Annotated in this window: 18 protein-coding genes; 7 read left to right on the forward strand and 11 right to left on the reverse strand. The window is 40.5% G+C overall.

What is annotated here, in order from left to right; translation table 11 throughout:
- The first annotated feature begins 11 nt into the window (after window positions 1-11).
- Window positions 12-206 carry a DNA gyrase inhibitor YacG gene (locus tag AC1PJ9_RS07250; RefSeq protein WP_004698974.1) on the forward strand — a complete coding sequence of 65 codons (195 nt, stop codon included), beginning with the start codon at window positions 12-14 and terminating at the stop codon, window positions 204-206.
- Here AC1PJ9_RS07250 and AC1PJ9_RS07255 read toward each other — a convergent pair.
- From AC1PJ9_RS07255 to AC1PJ9_RS07275, 5 genes are all read right to left on the reverse strand, one after another.
- The gene (locus tag AC1PJ9_RS07255; RefSeq protein WP_019456911.1) at window positions 203-847 is read right to left on the reverse strand and encodes an MBL fold metallo-hydrolase; all 645 of its coding nucleotides are present in this window, start codon (window positions 845-847) and stop codon (window positions 203-205) included. The two genes, AC1PJ9_RS07250 and AC1PJ9_RS07255, sit on opposite strands and share 4 nt — an antisense overlap.
- A gap of 23 nt (window positions 848-870) precedes the next feature.
- Complete coding sequence (gene hemH, locus AC1PJ9_RS07260) at window positions 871-1,887, reverse strand: ferrochelatase (RefSeq protein ID WP_311087176.1); 1,017 nt, start codon at window positions 1,885-1,887, stop codon at window positions 871-873.
- Window positions 1,888-1,960: 73 nt separating this feature from the next.
- Window positions 1,961-2,965, reverse strand: coding sequence for a DUF4062 domain-containing protein (locus AC1PJ9_RS07265; RefSeq protein WP_311087177.1), 1,005 nt, complete (start codon window positions 2,963-2,965; stop codon window positions 1,961-1,963).
- Window positions 2,966-3,085: 120 nt separating this feature from the next.
- Window positions 3,086-3,952: a glutamate racemase gene (gene murI / locus AC1PJ9_RS07270; RefSeq protein ID WP_039251168.1), complete on the reverse strand. Its 867-nt coding sequence runs from the start codon at window positions 3,950-3,952 to the stop codon at window positions 3,086-3,088.
- 46 nt (window positions 3,953-3,998) lie between these two features.
- Window positions 3,999-4,610, reverse strand: a complete 612-nt coding sequence (locus tag AC1PJ9_RS07275) for a DUF1285 domain-containing protein (RefSeq protein WP_311087178.1) — start codon at window positions 4,608-4,610, stop codon at window positions 3,999-4,001.
- 184 nt (window positions 4,611-4,794) lie between these two features.
- Between AC1PJ9_RS07275 and AC1PJ9_RS07280 the strand changes: the two genes are divergently transcribed.
- On the forward strand, window positions 4,795-6,507 hold the full coding sequence (locus AC1PJ9_RS07280; RefSeq protein ID WP_077169109.1) for an electron transfer flavoprotein-ubiquinone oxidoreductase: 1,713 nt from the start codon (window positions 4,795-4,797) through the stop codon (window positions 6,505-6,507).
- A gap of 41 nt (window positions 6,508-6,548) precedes the next feature.
- Here the strand turns inward: AC1PJ9_RS07280 and AC1PJ9_RS07285 are convergent, their stop codons facing one another.
- Complete coding sequence (locus tag AC1PJ9_RS07285; protein WP_311087179.1) at window positions 6,549-7,076, reverse strand: hypothetical protein; 528 nt, start codon at window positions 7,074-7,076, stop codon at window positions 6,549-6,551.
- Window positions 7,077-7,160: 84 nt separating this feature from the next.
- A complete protein-coding gene (tusA, locus tag AC1PJ9_RS07290; protein WP_002053527.1) occupies window positions 7,161-7,418 on the reverse strand; it encodes a sulfurtransferase TusA in 258 nt (85 codons plus the stop codon).
- A gap of 184 nt (window positions 7,419-7,602) precedes the next feature.
- Here tusA and AC1PJ9_RS07295 point away from each other — a divergent pair, with 184 nt between their 5' ends.
- Together AC1PJ9_RS07295 and lnt are read left to right on the forward strand one after the other, a co-directional pair.
- On the forward strand, window positions 7,603-8,442 hold the full coding sequence (locus AC1PJ9_RS07295) for an HlyC/CorC family transporter (RefSeq protein ID WP_004883488.1): 840 nt from the start codon (window positions 7,603-7,605) through the stop codon (window positions 8,440-8,442).
- A complete protein-coding gene (gene lnt / locus AC1PJ9_RS07300) occupies window positions 8,439-9,998 on the forward strand; it encodes an apolipoprotein N-acyltransferase (protein ID WP_311087180.1) in 1,560 nt (519 codons plus the stop codon). The genes AC1PJ9_RS07295 and lnt overlap by 4 nt, the downstream gene beginning before the upstream one ends.
- Window position 9,999: 1 nt before the next feature.
- Here the strand turns inward: lnt and AC1PJ9_RS07305 are convergent, their stop codons facing one another.
- Window positions 10,000-10,338 (reverse strand): tRNA-binding protein, encoded by a 339-nt coding sequence (locus tag AC1PJ9_RS07305; protein ID WP_311087181.1) that lies wholly within the window; start codon window positions 10,336-10,338, stop codon window positions 10,000-10,002.
- A gap of 232 nt (window positions 10,339-10,570) precedes the next feature.
- Between AC1PJ9_RS07305 and AC1PJ9_RS07310 the strand changes: the two genes are divergently transcribed.
- Window positions 10,571-10,831, forward strand: coding sequence for a DUF2798 domain-containing protein (locus AC1PJ9_RS07310; protein WP_032047914.1), 261 nt, complete (start codon window positions 10,571-10,573; stop codon window positions 10,829-10,831).
- Window positions 10,832-10,891: 60 nt separating this feature from the next.
- Here AC1PJ9_RS07310 and AC1PJ9_RS07315 read toward each other — a convergent pair whose 3' ends face one another.
- The 3 genes from AC1PJ9_RS07315 to gspF form a co-directional block, all read right to left on the reverse strand.
- Window positions 10,892-11,239 (reverse strand): hypothetical protein, encoded by a 348-nt coding sequence (locus tag AC1PJ9_RS07315; protein WP_311087182.1) that lies wholly within the window; start codon window positions 11,237-11,239, stop codon window positions 10,892-10,894.
- A gap of 266 nt (window positions 11,240-11,505) precedes the next feature.
- Window positions 11,506-12,090: a type II secretion system major pseudopilin GspG gene (gspG, locus tag AC1PJ9_RS07320; protein ID WP_311087183.1), complete on the reverse strand. Its 585-nt coding sequence runs from the start codon at window positions 12,088-12,090 to the stop codon at window positions 11,506-11,508.
- Between the two features lie 23 nt (window positions 12,091-12,113).
- On the reverse strand, window positions 12,114-13,319 hold the full coding sequence (gene gspF / locus AC1PJ9_RS07325) for a type II secretion system inner membrane protein GspF (RefSeq protein WP_004699003.1): 1,206 nt from the start codon (window positions 13,317-13,319) through the stop codon (window positions 12,114-12,116).
- A 148-nt stretch (window positions 13,320-13,467) separates the two neighbouring features.
- Between gspF and AC1PJ9_RS07330 the strand changes: the two genes are divergently transcribed.
- Together AC1PJ9_RS07330 and AC1PJ9_RS07335 are read left to right on the forward strand one after the other, a co-directional pair.
- A complete protein-coding gene (locus tag AC1PJ9_RS07330; protein WP_311087184.1) occupies window positions 13,468-15,696 on the forward strand; it encodes a primosomal protein N' in 2,229 nt (742 codons plus the stop codon).
- Between the two features lie 75 nt (window positions 15,697-15,771).
- Window positions 15,772-17,613: a monovalent cation:proton antiporter-2 (CPA2) family protein gene (locus AC1PJ9_RS07335; protein ID WP_311087185.1), complete on the forward strand. Its 1,842-nt coding sequence runs from the start codon at window positions 15,772-15,774 to the stop codon at window positions 17,611-17,613.
- The last annotated feature ends 3 nt before the right edge of the window (window positions 17,614-17,616 follow it).

Consider the following 17,616-nt stretch of genomic DNA (forward strand, 5'->3'; position numbering starts at 1 on the left):
GATATCGCTTTATGCCACGTACATTCCCCTGCCCACGTTGTGGTGAACCAAGTGTTTGGGAAGGCAATGAATTTCGTCCATTTTGTTCTGAACGTTGTAAACTCATTGATTTAGGCGCTTGGGCAAACGATGAATATAGACTGCCTACCCAAGATGCTCCTCAGCAAAACAAGGGTAGTCAGCATGAAGATGATTATGAAGATTAACCCGCTTTACCTGCGACAAACGGGTTAAATTTTTTTTCATAGCCAATGGTACTCATTGGACCATGACCTGAAATAAATTGGGTTTGATCTGGCAAGCTAAAGCATTCACGTTGAATCGATTCAATGAGTTGCTCATGGTTACCACGTGGAAAGTCTGTTCTTCCTATTGAGCCTTTAAACAGGACATCGCCAGTCCAGAGTAAGCCATGATTCTTGTTATAGAACATGACATGCCCTGGTGTATGTCCTGGTGCGAAGCGCACCTCAAACTCATCTTCACCTAGTTTTAGCACTTCGCCGCCTTCAAGCCATTGATCAACTTTTACTGGCTGTGGAATTGGAAAGCCATAACGTGCTGAAACTTCCTGAATCATATCTAGCCAGAACTGATCTTCTTTATGTGGGCCAACAACAGGAACACTCCATTCTTGTGCGAGTTCACCCACTGCCCCTGCGTGATCTAAATGCCCATGAGTCAGCCATAACGCCTTTACTTTTAAACCTAAGGCTTCTACTTCTTTCTTCAAAACAGCAGCGTCACCGCCTGCATCAATCAAAACTGCTTCTTTTGTTTCACTGTCCCAAACTAAAGAACAATTTTGAGCAAAAGCAGTAACTGGAACAATTTTGACTTGCAGCATAAGAACCTCTGGCTAAAACGCAATTAACGGTGGGCTAAGGTATGGGTAAGGGCATCAAGATTAGCCTGAACTAAACCTGCAAGCAAATCAATATGAGCCTGATCACTGTTTAAAGCAGGAATGTAAGCATAGCTTCCGCCACCTGCTTGTTGAAATAGTTCAGCATTTTGAATCGCTAACTCTTCAAGCGTTTCTAAACAGTCAGCAGAAAAAGCAGGACTTAAAACCTGAACTGACTTAACGCCCTGCTTAGCCCAATCTTCTAAAAGCTGGTCAGTATAAGGCTTCACCCATTCTTGTTTTCCAAAACGTGACTGGAAACTAATCGCCCATTCATCAGCTTTCAAATGCAAAGCTTCAGCGACTAACTTTGCAGTAATGCGACAACGGTCTGCATAAGGATCACCTTTGTCTGCATAAGGCTGTGGAATACCATGAAATGACATCAATAGTTTTTCAGGCTTACCATGCTGTGCTTGATAAGCTAAAACACTTTCTGCCAGTGCTTGAATAAACATTGGGTGCTGATAGTAGTCTTTAATAATGGTCAAACCCGGCAAATTGCGCTGAGTAGGAATCCACTTAGCAAATGCGTCGTATAACGGTGCTGTCGATGTGGCAGAATATTGAGGAAATAAAGGCAATAAAATGACATGCTCTTGTGGATGAGCTGCTAGTTTTTCTAAAACTGTATCAATACCCGGATTACCATAAGTCATAGCGGGTAATACAGTTAAATCAAATTGTTTATTTTCACGCTCTAAATAAGCCTGCACACGTTTTGTTTGCTCAAACACAATTTCACGCATTGGCGAATCGGTAGACCATACCGAAGCATAGGCATGCGCTACTCTTTTTGGACGAAAAGGCAAAATAAACAGATTCAAAATAATCCACCAAATGAATTTTGGAATTTCAATCACACGTGGATCAGATAAAAACTGCTTTAAAAAACGGCGCACCGCTGGGACAGTTGCCTCATCCGGTGTGCCTAAATTCGCTAAAATGACAGTAACTTTCGGTTTTTGTTCAAACGACATGCGCAAATGCCTTTCAGTTCATCTTATGACACTAATGTAACAGTTTTCATGGTCATATCTAAATTGAATTGCTCTAAGCTTTTAATCGAGTCACCCGATGATTCCATTTATAACTCAGCAAGAGCTTTTGCGCTTTTGTCGTTACCTTCCATAAACTATGTTGTTGATCAGTCTTGGTTGGAACAATCCAGCCTTGTGATTGCATTTGATTTTTAATGCGGAATAGCGCTTTATGATTAATCTGTGCACCAGCCACCGCATGTGCTCTTGGTAGCTCCTGACGGGCATCTTCTAACCCAGCATGATTGAGATACTCATTAAGACAAGTTCCAAAGCTTTCTTCTGGCATGGCTGTCTCAAAATGTTTAGCCAAAATACTTAAAAGTTGTGACCAAGTCATTTGTCTCTGGCGCTTAAGCTCTTTAAAGTTACCATCTTGAAAAGCTTGAATCTGATATTCAAACGCAAAAACATCTTGCGGAGCCACTTCATTAGTTGAAGTTGATGACTCTGTGAGTTGTTGTTCTAACTGTAAAACTTTACTTTTTAACCGATTAATTTCATCTTCTAACTGATGCGCTTGACGTGCTGGAACCCAGCCCTGTCCCATATGTTGTTCAACCATTAAAGGTATATTTAAACGAACAGCTAGCTCTAAATCACGTGGGCTTTTAAAGTAAAATACGTGGTGAGCTTCGTGTAATAGTTTTTTTCTAAATGCGAGAAATTTTTCTTTAAGCTGCGGATGAGCCTCTTGTAAATGCATATCCCTGCTTTCAGGTTGTTCATGCATAAATACCACAATAGGTTTAGCTCGACTTAAAGCATATTCATACTCTAAAGCAAAGTAGCTAGCACCAGAAATGGATTGCTCACCATACTGACTACCTAACAGTAAAACCACATAATCCGATTCATCAATTTGCCGACGGGCAAGTGTTGTAGTTAAAGGACTTCTATACTCTAAACCCCAAGCAAAAAAACCCATACTGACTAATGTTTGAGAGAGAACCATACGTTCAGGTTGCATCTCGCGACCTGACGTTGAAATAAAAATCTGATAGCGTGTATCGAGCATAACAATACCCTTATCGCCCCATAATCTTAATATGGCCTAAATAAGCCAAGACTATGAACCGCCCCAAATAAGAAAAAATAAATATAAAAAACGCTTTCTTCTGAATGCCTACAACAGAGCTCAACTCAGATTGTGCAGCGTCCATGTCAATTCTTGTGGAATCATATTCTGTAAAACAGGTTGCAATGCATCGGCATTATTACCACTTACATAACATTCAATACGTGCAACATTCTGACGTATTTGGTCACATAATAACTCATTTTTTATTAAAATACGGGCTGTTTGTCGGGCAACTGCCAATCCCGAATCAACCAGTGTGAATTGGTTATCAAAAAGATGATGAATTGCTTCATTTAAGAACGGATAATGCGTACAACCGAGCACTAAATAGTCAGCCCCTTGATCGGCCGCAGGCTGTAAAACCTCTTTTAATGCATTCAAACAAACAGGGCTCATTTGCTGCCCTGCTTCGACACAAGGAACAAGTTCCAAATTGGTTAAAGTCATGACTTTAACACCCGCTGGAACAGCAAATTTTTCAACAACATCTTTAATAAGTTGCCCACGAAAAGTAGCAGGTGTGGCCAACACAGCAACCACTTTAGAACGTGTCTGTAATACGGCAGGTTTTAATGCTGGTACTAAACCAACAATTGGAAAGTGCTCGCCATAATGTTCACGTAAATGGTCAAGACTAAATGCTGAGGCAGTATTACATGCCACAACCGCAATTTTACAGCCTTGACGATATAGCCAATCAACAGCTCGGGCTGTGAGTTCTCTGATTTCGTCATCAGAACGCGGGCCATAAGGAACATAGGCCGTATCGGCATAATAGACAATACGTTCGTTTGGCAAATATCTGGCAATTTCCGCTGCAACCGACATTCCTCCAATTCCCGAATCAAAAATACCAATAGGGGCATCTGCTGATGCTTTAGGCATAGATTCTAATTCAGTAAATAAAGGCTGTATGGCTGTCATGGCAGTACTAGAGTGTCGCAAAATTTCACTCTATAAAGCTTAAACCTCAAGCGCCTAATTGCAAGTGCAAATTACCACTTTTTAACTGCAAAATGGTTTCATCTTTATCATTTTCGACCAGTGTTCCATAGTTCACGAGATGATAAAAAGCTTGGCGTTGAATAAGTGCATTAATACCAAATCGGACATGCACATAAGGGCGTAATTCGCCTGCATATTCCCGCATAAAAATCGGGTGTTCTGCATCAACCAAAATCACATCTTGATTGGTCGTCGTCAGTTGCAAAAACTGATCACCTGAAATTTCGACCTGATCCACCTGATTGACCAATAAAGGTTCATCTTCAACTTCGATTTCAATTTGTTCTACAGGGGTTTTCAGGTAGAATTTACCCTCTTCTTTCCATAGGACTTTGGTAAACAAATCCAATAGGGCTTGGCGCTTGATTAATTGACCTTCGTGCCACCATTCTCCATTGGCTTTAACCGTTAAATCCATTTTACCGCAATGCTTTGGATGCCATTGCTCTAAAGGTGGGATTGACCTTTTGTGACTTTGCTGTACATCTTTTAAGTATTGTGCAATGTTCATTAAGTTTTTATCATCAGATAACGGTATTTTTCCCATATCCGATGGGGAATTATTTTGATTTACCATAGTTTATGCCTTGCTGACGAGAAAATATGACGACTCAGCCAATTGGCTAGATCATGGTTTAAAACTATACTAGCCAAAACGATAAAAGGCACAATAGCATATTTGCGCCTATGGATTAAAACTCACGGCAGCACCGGATGATCTGACATTACGGTTGCCACCTTTAAGTATTGAGGAGTCCTACATGGAACACATCGAACGCGAATCGATGGAGTTTGACGTTGTCATCGTAGGTGCAGGACCTGCAGGTCTATCTGCTGCGATTAAGATCCGTCAATTAGCGATTGAGAATAACTTACCCGATCTTTCAGTTTGTGTAGTTGAAAAAGGCTCTGAAGTAGGTGCGCATATCTTATCTGGTGCTGTACTTGAACCACGTGCTATTAATGAACTTTTCCCGAACTGGAAAGAAGAAGGCGCGCCTCTTAACGTACCTGTAACTGAAGACAAAACTTTCTTCTTGCTTTCAGAAACTACGTCTAAAGAAGCACCTCACTGGATGGTTCCAAAAACCATGCACAATGACGGTAACTATGTTATTTCACTAGGTAACGTGGTTCGCTGGTTAGGTCAAAAAGCTGAAGAATTAGAAGTTTCTATCTTCCCTGGCTTTGCTGCATCTGAAGTGCTTTACCATGAAGACGGTACTGTAAAAGGTATTCAAACTGGTGACATGGGTATTGGTAAAGATGGCGAACCAACGCATAACTTTACTCCGGGTTATGAGCTTCACGCTAAATACACCCTCTTTGCTGAAGGTTGCCGTGGTCACTTAGGTAAACGCCTGATTGCGAAATATAATCTTGATAAAGATGCTGACCCTCAGCACTACGGTATCGGGATTAAAGAACTTTGGGAAATTGACCCAGCAAAACATAAGCCGGGCTTAGTAATGCACGGTGCTGGCTGGCCATTGGCTGAAACTGGTTCTTCGGGTGGTTGGTGGTTATACCACGCTGAAAACAACCAAGTGACTTTGGGTATGATCGTGGACTTGTCTTATGAAAATCCACACATGTATCCATTCATGGAAATGCAGCGCTGGAAAACTCACCCACTGATTAAACAGTATTTAGAAGGTGGTAAGCGTATTTCTTACGGCGCACGTGCTGTAGTGAAAGGCGGCTTCAACTCATTGCCTAAATTGACTTTCCCAGGTGGTTGCTTAATTGGTGATGATGCAGGTTTCTTAAACTTTGCAAAAATCAAAGGCTCACACACTGCCATGAAATCAGGCATGTTATGTGGTGAAGCTGTATTTGAAGCGATTGCTGCTGGTGTAGAAAAAGGCGGTGACCTTGCGATTGCTCGCGTTACTGAAGGCGAAGATTTATTCGTTAAAGAATTAACTTCATACACTGACAAATTTAACAACAGCTGGTTAAAAGAAGAGCTTTATAACTCTCGTAACTTTGGCCCTGCAATGCATAAATTTGGTCAATGGATTGGTGGTGCATTTAACTTTATCGACCAAAACGTCTTTAAAGTGCCATTCACTTTACACGACTTAAAGCAAGACTTTGCTGTATTGAAAACTGTTGATGCAACTAGCTTTAAGCCAAACTATCCAAAACCAGATGGCAAGCTTACATTTGACCGTTTATCTTCGGTGTTTATCTCAAACACTGTACATGAAGAAAACCAGCCAGCTCACTTGAAGCTTACTGATCCTTCAATTCCAGTGAACGTAAACTTACCAAAATGGGATGAGCCTGCACAGCGCTACTGTCCTGCTGGTGTTTATGAAATCATGGAAAATGATGATGGCTCTAAACGCTTCCAGATTAACGCAGCAAACTGTGTTCACTGTAAGACTTGTGACATTAAAGACCCATCTCAAAACATCACATGGGTAACGCCTGAAGGCGGCGGTGGTCCAAACTATCCAAATATGTAATTCCTTAAAAAAACTCCCCTCAAGTGAGGGGAGTTTTTTTATTAGAATATCTTCGATTTTTTACCAAATACCATAACGGTTGGCCCAATGGCTGTATGTGCAGCACCATAGTCCTGATGAATCTCAATTCGATAATCATCACATTGATAGATATATTTATTGTTCTTTTGCACCCAACCTTTTTGGGGAACCTTAAATTTGTTAAGAATTCTACTTTTAAAAAGATCTAAGTCCGTCTCATAACTTGCCATAGGGCCATCAAGAAAACTCAAACTAAAGGAAGTGATCATTCCGGTATCTAGATCATAAGCAATATGACCAATTCCAGTGACGCCTGTTTTTTTGATCTGGGGATCAACCCCATCGGCAAACTCTAAATGATAACTATCTCCTCCTAACACCACTGGTTTTACTGTAGGGTGAAGCTTTTGAAACTCACGAATATTTTGCCCAACCTTTAAACCTGCGACATTCATGGTTTGTACAGGAATTTCACAGGTTTTTGCATATGCGATTGAATTGAATAAGGCACAAATAACAGCCCCTAAGCATAGATGAGAACTTTTCATCTTTAAGTCCTGAAATGAAGTGTATTCACTGTTTTAGTTTTTATTAGATTCAAGAACATGGAGTTAAAGCTTTAGATATTTGCTTCAGCCCTTTTTCACCAAGTAGTGAAATTCTTTATGACCATTTTCATCTAAGCGTTCTTCTTGCAAAAGCAATTCGTGACCCAAGTGCATACAAAATTTAGGAATATCCCACGAAGTCGAATTGTCTGTTGCGAAGACCTCAACCACATCTCCAGACTTAGATTTACGAATGGCTTGATGCAACATCATGACAGGTTCTGGACAACGTAAACCACGTGTATTGAGTTGTACAGTAGGTGAAATAGGTTGTTCTGACATAACTAACTCGAACAAATAGAATTTTCACATTTTAGCATAAACCGATCACGGACTTATGAACTGTAACTGGTGTTTACATAACAATATGTGTTTTGTCTTTTACTTTGTTTTATAGATGCATAAGGGCCTTTTCTTCGGTATGATCATTGTATTCATTTGATACATTGAGTCTTTAGGAAAGATCATGCAAGAGGAACCGAGTCCGTCGTGGGGAATGCGAGGCTTACGAAAGTGGTTAGGTACAGCGCCCGAAACCCGAGATGAATTATTAAAATTAGTCCAAAATTCACGTCGTTTTTTAGAACCTGATACTGTTGCCATGCTTGAAGGTGTTCTTGACCTTCCTGCTACAAAAATTCGTGAAGTCATGACGCCACGAACAGCAATGATCAGTATGCAAGAAGATGATCAGTTACTTGATATTCTTCACGTATTGGTTGAGTCTGCTCACTCACGTTTTCCAGTTTTCTCAGCTGACCAACCCGATAATGTTGTCGGTATATTACTGGCAAAAGATTTACTGCCATTTTTGACTGAACCAAATACCAAATTAGATATTGGCTCGCTTATGCGCCAGCCATTATTTGTGCCTGAAAGCGCTCGTTCAGATCAAGTTCTTCGTATGCTCAAACATACCCAAACCCATATCGCGATTGTGATTGATGAATATGGCTCTACAGCTGGTCTTGTGACGCTTGAAGATATTCTTGAAGAGATCGTGGGTGAAATTGAAGACGAACATGATACTGCTGATGAAGATGCACAGTACATTGTTCCAGACAGCGACCATACTGTAGCGAATGCATGGATGGTGCAGGCACTTACACCAATTGAACACTTCAACACTGTATTAGATGCTGATTTTTCTGACGATGAAGTAGAAACTGTCGGCGGTTTATTGCTTCAAGAAATTGGTTTAGTCAGTGATTTACAAGGTCAGACTGTTGAACTTGGAAAGTGGTTATTTACGATTGTTGAAGCAGATGCCCGCACTATTCATCTGATTCGAGCTGTACGTCAATGAGAGCATACTTTGAAAAGCTGTTAGATTCTTCGCAACAACAAAAACAGCTTCCTTTAATTTTTCCATTGCTCATTGCTTTATTTTCAGGTGCTGTGTTCAGTTTTGCACTGGCACCTTATTATTGGTGGTGGCTGGCAATTTTGTCTCCGGCCCTACTCTATGCGACATTGCATAAACGCTCAGCCAAACAAGCATTTGCGATTGGCTGGAGTTATGGTTTTGGTTTATGGTTTGTAGGGGCTTTCTGGCTCTACACGTCTATCCATGTATACGGCGATACCAATGCTTTTTTAAGCGTATGTATGATTGCTGTTATGGCTCTTGTGATGGGCTTATTTACAGCATTTCAAACTTGGGTTTATCGACGTTTCTTCCCAGAAACACCCCTGACTTTTGCACCACTCTGGATTATTTTTGAGTGGGCTAAAACTTGGGTGTTTACAGGTTTCCCATGGCTATTTGTAGGGTACGCTTTTACCGAACGTTTACTTGATGGTTATGCGCCGCTATTTGGTATTTATGCAATTTCCTTCGTGGCAATTGTACTAGCGTGTGCTTTAGTCGAAGTTCTACGTAAACGTATTTTCTGGGTTATCCCTGCTGCCCTATTAGTTTTGGGTGCATGGGGAGCATCATATATTCAGTTTGTACAACCTAAAGCGGCTAAACCACTGAGTGTTTCGCTCATTCAAGGTAACATTCCACAAGATTTAAAATGGCTAACCGAATATCAAGTTAGAACATTAGAAATTTATGCTGGTTTGACTCAATCTGAATGGGGCCGTGACCTGATTGTATGGCCTGAGTCTTCAATTCCGCTCTTCCAAACCGACATTGAACCGTTTTTGGATGCGATGGATGCGCAAGCGAAAAAGAACCATACAGCTTGGGTAACTGGCATTCCTTATTGGGATGTCGCGAAATCACATCAAGTTGGTAGTCCTCAGTATTACAACAGCATTATGGCTTCTGGTAGCGACTCAAGCGGTCTCTATAAAAAACAGCGTCTTGTGCCGTTTGGCGAATATATTCCGCTGTCAGGTTTGCTTTCTTGGGTGTTACCTGCCATGCAAAATGACATTAGCATGAGTGGTTTTACACGTGGCGAGAGCAACCAGAAACCGCTTTTAATTAAAGGGCATGCACTTGCGGCTGCAATTTGTTATGAAGTGGCATATCCGAACCTGACACGCCGTAATGCAGAAGACAGCGACTTCTTGGTGACCGTATCTAATGATGCTTGGTTCACTGGAACAGCTGGCCCATGGCAACATTTACAAATGGTGCAAATGCGTGCGAAAGAAAATGGTCGCTGGTTTATTCGTGCAACCAACACAGGCGTAACAGCGTTTATCGATCAAAATGGTCATATCACTGAACAAGCACCGATTGATAAAGAGTTTGTCTTGAGAGGCGATTTACCAGCCATGCAAGGTCAAACTCTCTATAACCGTTTAGGTGATTATCCAATTTTAGGATTTGCGGTATTACTGCTGGTTTTAGGTTGGATTTATCGTCCACGTAAAGTTGATGTGTCTTTTAAATCACGTCGCTAAATTATAATAGCTTTGTACCCAGAGGAACTTCAAACTCTGGGATACAAAGTGCAACATCCCCATCTGCGTTATGAAACCCTGTCACTAAGCATTCTGACTGAATAGGACCAATTTGTTTTTTAGGGAAATTCACGACAGCAACCACTAATTTACCAATCAAATCTTGTGGTTGATAAAGTTTAGTAATCTGAGCACTTGATTTACGTACCCCTAACTCTTCACCAAAATCTACATGTAAAATATAGGCAGGTTTACGCGCTTTTTCAAAAACCTCAGCTTGAATAATTTTACCAACGCGAAGTTCTACTTTTAAAAAATTATTCCACTCGATCTGTTCCACTTTATATTTCTCATATTCTTAAATCTTCAAATCAAAAATACATAATATAAAAAAATAAATTATTTATATTTAATTTGAAAATTCCATGTTAAATTAAGTCCGCTGATTCAAAAGCCGTAAACGTTTACGTCAATCAACGTTCCAACATACCTCCAACAAGGCTTGGAGCTATTTATTCAAAATATTTTTATATTTTGAATGGCGCGGGCGTTTGTTGGTTTACGGAGTCAAAATGGAAAACCAAAAAACTTTCTATAATTTTAAGAAACTTCCAAGTCGTTATACAGCTATTGTTTTACCTTTTCTTCTATCCATCATTATGACTTTTGTAGTGTCCATGGTCAGCACTTTACGAAGTTTAGGACTAGAAGACTTTTCTATAAATGTCTGGATGTCTGCATGGGTCATTTCTTGGTTAATTGCTTTTCCAACGCTGCTTTTAGTCTTACCCGTCGTCCGTAAAATCACAGCACGATTGGTTGAGCCTGCTTAAACAAAAAAATAAAACGTAGATACTGCCTCTACGTTTTATTTAAAAATTTGGTTTTAAATATCAATAAAAAGCGATTGATAATTCCAAAGATAAATAAGCAACTAAGCTTGATAAAAAGACCATTGGTACATAGCGATAAGCTTTAAAAACTAATTGCTCATATTTAGAAGAGATCTGTTTAGCTTGCCATACACTCGCTTTTAATGCAGTGAAAAAGCTCACCATTAACCACGCGCTCACAATACTTAATGCGAAGAAACCAATCATGATTTGGCTGCTACCTTCTGTACTCAGCCATAGTTTTAATGAAACTTCAGCAATTGGTAATAAAGCTAAAATCAATAGGACAGACTTAAGCATTACCCAATGAAACTGGTTTAGTTCATCAAGTACGAGAAATGCTTTCATTTAATCTCTCCTATAGTTTTATAAAGTGCTTTTTTATTTATTATGCAAAGCTTTTATTTAAATATATAGCTTATTTTCTCTTATATTTTAACTTTCTTGTAACTATTAAATATGGGAATAATTCTTATTTTAAATCTCAAATCTAACTATTAACTTTATTATTTTATTTTCAAACAGTTATTATATTTTCGTGATTAATAAAGATTATCAATTCGCATTATCGTTTTATCTTTTTAAACAAATCGATAATCTCTCTTACATTTTAATTAAGGCTGGTAATAAATATCGGCATCGTTACCTTCACCACCTTCTTTACCGTCTGCACCAAATGAATATAGGTCAAAAGGATGGCCGTCTTTTCCAGGAATGACATATTGAATATCATTTTTCCAACTGTCTTTAGGGTAACCACCTTTCACATAACCACCTGGCATCCAGTTTTTTGCTGTAGCAGGTTGGTTAATAAGTGCATCTAGTCCACCTTCTTGCATGGTTGGGAAATGCCCGTTATCAAGCTTGTACTGATCTAAAGCACCCGCTACACCCTTCAAGGTAATTTGAGTCGTATCGATTTTAGCTTTTTCACTACGGCCCATAACGTTCGGTACGATTAAAGCAGCCAATACCCCTAAAATCACAATCACAACCATAACTTCAATAAGGGTAAAGCCTGACGCATGTTTCATTCGTGCACCGCTCGAACGTGCCGCAAGTCCGAAAGCTGTGTTTGAGGAACAAACATCTGATACAGAGCTATGCTCAGAATGGCACGTTGGCTCAAGCTGATTTGAAACCGCAGCTTCACTATGTTGTTTCATCACTGTTTCGCTTTGAATATTTTTTACTTTCATCATTATCTCTAATATCAAAGTTATTAAATCATATTGTTCATATTTACGATTGGTAGCATAACCGCGATTACAATAACCAGCACAATGCTTGCCATTAGAACCAGCATAAGCGGTTCAAGTAATGCCAATAAGGTTGAAATAAATGTTGTCACCTCACGGTCTTGCATAGTCGACGCACGTTCCAGCATACGGTCAAGCTCACCTGATGCCTCACCACTTCGAATCATTTGTACCATCATTGGTGGGAAATAACCACTGCGCTCCAATTGCGTACCCAAGTTACCACCTTCTGTGACACGTTCAGCAGCATGGGCAATAGAGTCACGGATGACCCAGTTATTGGTCACAGCAGCACCAATTTTTAAAGCGTCTACCAAAGGCACACCCGAACGAGTCAAAATAGACAAGGTACTGGCAAAGCGTGCAGCATTAATACCACGTGACAGTTTACCGAATAATGGCAGTTTGAGTGTTAAGCGATCAAAAGCATAATGACCAGCCGTTGTTTTTAAAAACCGCACAAAGGCAACAACGCCTATCACAGCAAAAAGAATAATAAACACCCACGCATGGCGAATAAAATCACTCGCTTTCATTAAAGCGACTGTAATCCATGGTAAGGCATCTTTGCTTTGATCGAAGGTTTTTACAATCTCTGGGACAACGTAGGTCATTAATCCCATCACAATACCAAATGACATGAGCATTAAAATGATCGGGTAAATCATGGCACCTTGAACTTTCTTTTGCATGGCAAAACGGTTCTCAGTGTAGTCGGACAACTGATCTAAAATCAGATCTAAATGACCTGAACGCTCACCTGCCGCAACCGTTGCAATATAAAGGTCAGGAAAACGACCTGACTGTTGCATGCCTTGCGCGAGTGAATGCCCTTCTAATACTCTTGAACGAACAGAGAGTAAAAGATTTTGCACATGTGCTTTTTCACTTTGTCTGCTCACGGCGCGTAAAGCTTCTTCTAGAGGAATTGCAGCAGCAACCAAAACGGAGAGTTGTCTGGTCATCAGTGCCAAATCATAAGCACTAAACTTTTTCTGAAATAATCCGTGGCTTTGATGCTTGTCTTTTTGTTCAACAGGATCAACGCTAATCGGAGTCCATGCTTTATCGCGTAATTGTTGGCGAATCTGACGTGCTGAGTCTCCCTCAAGCACCCCCTTTTGCTGCTTCCCTGAAGCATCAATAGCAGTAAATTGATATGCAGGCATGGTAATGTTCTAATTTTCCAAAAATAATAGTCGCTGCTGTTGCATCTATGCTACGCAATCATTCATATTCATTCTATAGCCTGTGTAGAATACCCAAGTCCTCTTCACGACGCTATGCCGTTTTTTAAAATTGACGAAATGAGCCTCTATGACCATAACGCCAAAACCTGATTCAGTTGTTTATCGTGTGCGTGTTGCCGTACCTGTGCATCTGTACGACACTTTTGACTATACACTCACCAAAGCACAATATGAACGGGCTCAGGTAGGTTCACGCGTCGCGATTTCATTTGGACGGCAAAACCTGATTGGTATCATTACTGAAAAAGTTGACCCACAAGAATCATTTACAGGCACCTTTCAGCTTAAAGCCATTTCTGGACTTTTAGATGATGAACCTATTTTAGATGAACAAGTTTTAAGTTTATTGACATGGTCTGCCCAGTATTACCAATTTCCGATTGGTGAAGTGATGCAAACGGCCCTACCCGCGTTATTGCGTCAGGGTAAACCAATGGATGTATTGTTTCATCTATGGAAAATCATTCCTTGTGACAATGTTGAAGCCTTGTTAAAGCGTTCCATTAAGCAACAAGATGCATATCAAATTTTAAAATTACATCCTGCCGGAACTACAGAAAATATTCTTAATTTAAGTGGTGTAGAAACTGCGACACTTAAAGCACTTCAAAAGAAAGGACTGATAGACTGTACACTTGAGCCTCATGATTTTAGCCCAGCACCTGTGCAATTGGCTCAAATGCCACTTACCCTAAATGATGATCAAAAGAAGGCAACTCAGCACGTCATTAATGCACAGCATCAATACCAAGCATTTTTACTAGATGGCTTAACTGGAAGTGGTAAAACTGAAGTTTATTTGCACATCATGCATGAGGTGTTAAAACAAGGTAAGCAAGTCCTAGTATTGGTTCCTGAAATTGGCTTAACCCCTCAAACTATTTCGCGCTTTAAGTCTCGTTTTAACTGCGATATTGCTTTATTGCATTCAGGCTTAAATGACTCTAAACGCTTACAAGCATGGCAACAGGCACAAACTGGTAAAGCATCTATTATTTTAGGGACTCGTTCCGCCATTTATACGCCGCTGCCACGTTTGGGCCTCATCATTTTAGATGAAGAACACGACCTGTCTTATAAGCAGCAAGAAGGCTTCCGTTATCATGCGCGTGATGTCGCACTGTACCGAGGCCACTTACAAAACTGCCCTGTTATTTTAGGTTCGGCGACTCCAAGCATCGACAGTTATCACTTGGTAGAAACTGGTAAGTTAACTTCACTGCAACTTAACCAACGTGCAGGCCACGCGCTTTTACCTAAAATGCATTTGATTGACCTTAAAATTGTCAAAAAGCAGCATGGTATTAGTCAGCCTTTAATCGAGCAGATTAAAAATACCCTAGCAAGAAAAGAACAGGTTTTAATCTTTTTAAACCGTCGTGGCTATGCGCCTGTACTTGTGTGTGAAAGCTGTGGATGGCAAGCGAATTGTCCACATTGCGATGCGCATTTTACGTTACACACTCAGCCTTATTCTTATTTACATTGTCACCACTGCGGCACGGTTCATCGCTTGCCAGACCACTGCCCTGAATGTCAGCAGAAGAGTTTAAAAACTTTAGGTGCTGGGACAGCTAAGGTTGAAGAACACTTACAAGAGTTATTCCCAGATTATGATGTGATTCGAGTCGATCGTGACAGCACCAGTCGTGTCGGTAGTTGGCAAAAAATCTATGATCGTATTCATCAAAACAAACCAACAATTTTGCTTGGTACTCAAATGTTGGCAAAGGGTCACCATTTTCCACATGTGACCTTGGTTGCTATTTTAGATATTGATGCGGGTTTACTGAGTGTCGATATTCGTGCGCCAGAACGTACTGCACAGTTGATTGTACAAGTGGCTGGTCGTGCAGGTCGTGGAGAACACAAAGGTCATGTTTATTTACAGACTTTAAGGCCAGATCATCCTTTACTCACCACACTCATCGAAAAAGATTATCGGGCGGTTGCCAAACAAACATTAGCTGAACGAAAAGTTGCTTTACTGCCGCCTTATCGTTATGCAGTTTTAATTCGTGCCGAGTCGAAAGATCGTGACTATACCTTGCATTTTTTAAATGAAGCTTCCGAACAGCTTCGCCAAATTGCAGGTGATATTGTTGATATTTGGGGGCCGATTCCAGCACCAATGGAGCGTAAAGCGGGACGTTACCGCGCCCATATGGTGATTTTGTCTGCCGACCGTGCTCGTTTACATTTTTACTTAAGACAATGGTGGGCTCAATTGGTCCATGCACCAAGACAGCATCAACTCAGACTCTCTATTGATGTTGACCCACAAGAATTTAGTTAGATGATTTGAATATCATGGTGTGAAGAAGCCCTTTTGTCTTTACACTTAAAAAGATCAATACATTCGGGGTAATGAATGTCATTCCTACTGCAAGCAACAATTTTTCTTGGAGCTTCTCTGATTTTAGTCCCTTTGGGTAAACGCTTAGGGATTGCAACAGTTTTAGGTTATTTATTTACGGGCATCCTTCTTGGCCCAAGTGTTTTAAATATTGCCCATGACCCTGAAGCCATTATGGAACTGGCTGAGTTTGGGGTCATCTTACTTATGTTCCTCATTGGCTTAGAGTTACGTCCACAACGTTTATGGGAAATGCGTGACTCCATTTTCGTGATGGGAAGTTTGCAAGTGGTGATTACAGGCGTAATTCTCATGCTCACCGTATTGCTACTATTTCAGCAACAACTTGCTGCCAGCTTTGTCATTGGTTTTGCGCTTGCGCTATCTTCTACAGCCTTTGTATTACAGTTACTGACCGAAAAACAACAACTCAACACCACCTATGGTCAGCAATCGTTTTCAATTTTGCTTTTCCAAGATATTGCAGCGATTCCTTTACTGGCAGTGATTCCACTGTTGGCAGGAACAGAATCTACTCATCATGGCATTGCTTATTTTGCGGCCATCATTGCAACATTCAGTGGTCTATTTCTATTTAGTCGCTATGTGATGCGTCCATTTTTCCGTTTCGTTGCAAAAAGTGGTGCAACTGAACTGATTACCGCAGTAGGGTTATTTATTATTCTTGCTGTTGTTCTACTCATGGATACTTTAGGGATTAGCACAACTCTAGGCGCTTTCCTCACTGGGGTACTTTTAGCCGACTCAGAATTCCGTCATGAACTTGAAGCAAGTATTGCTCCATTTAAAGGACTATTACTTGGTTTGTTCTTTATGACTGTGGGTATGACCACGCAACTGTCGTTACTGATTGAAATGCCTTGGCTCATTATTGGTGGAGCGGTCGGTCTGTTGGTGATAAAAACCCTCGTGTTAACTGCGATTGCCCGCTATAAAAAATACAGTTGGAACAATAGTCTGCTGCTTGGAACTTGCTTGGCTCAAGGTGGTGAATTTGCTTTTGTCATTTTAAGTCTTGCGAAAAGTGAAAAAGTTTTAACTGATGCTTTATTAGAGCCTGTTATGCTAATTGTGACGTTGTCGATGGTCCTTACACCAGTAATTTACTGGATTATGGCAACTAAAATCATTCCTTTGTTTAATAAAGAACGTCCACCTGAGTATGATGAAATTCCTCAGCAAGATAATCCAATTATCATCGCTGGGTTTGGACGCTTTGGACAAATTATTGCACGTATTGCCCGCTTGCAGCACTTAGGCTTTACTGCGATCGACAACAACCTTCATCAAGTGGACTTTGTGCGTCGATACGGCGGTAAACTCTATTACGGTGATGTCACGCAACCTGATTTACTTCGCTCGGCAGGCATTGAAAAAGCCCAAGTATTTATTTTGGCAATTGATGATGTCGAAGACTCGATGAATGTTGCACGACATCTAAGATTAAACTATCCAAACATAAAGCTACTAGCACGCGCTCGTGACCGCCATCATGTACACCTGCTAAGAGATTTAGGTGTTGAACATATTTGGCGTGAAACCTATTTATCATCATTAGGTATGGCTTATCGCGCTTTACGCGAACTCGGTATTTCTGATGAACAGGCTTATAATAATATCGAAATCTTTCGAGATTATGATGAGAAATTACTCATACAGCAGCAAAGCATTTATACCGATGAACAAAAGGTTTTTGAAACCCATCGTAATGCGCTAGCTGAACTTGAGCATCTATTTGAAAGTGATGCACAGCAAGCCACATCAAGACATGACGTGGACTTAAAGCGTCATTTACAACCAAATCGTATCGACATTACACGAGATCACGAAGAATAACTT

This window comes from Acinetobacter sp. 70_2 (genome assembly GCF_056736115.1).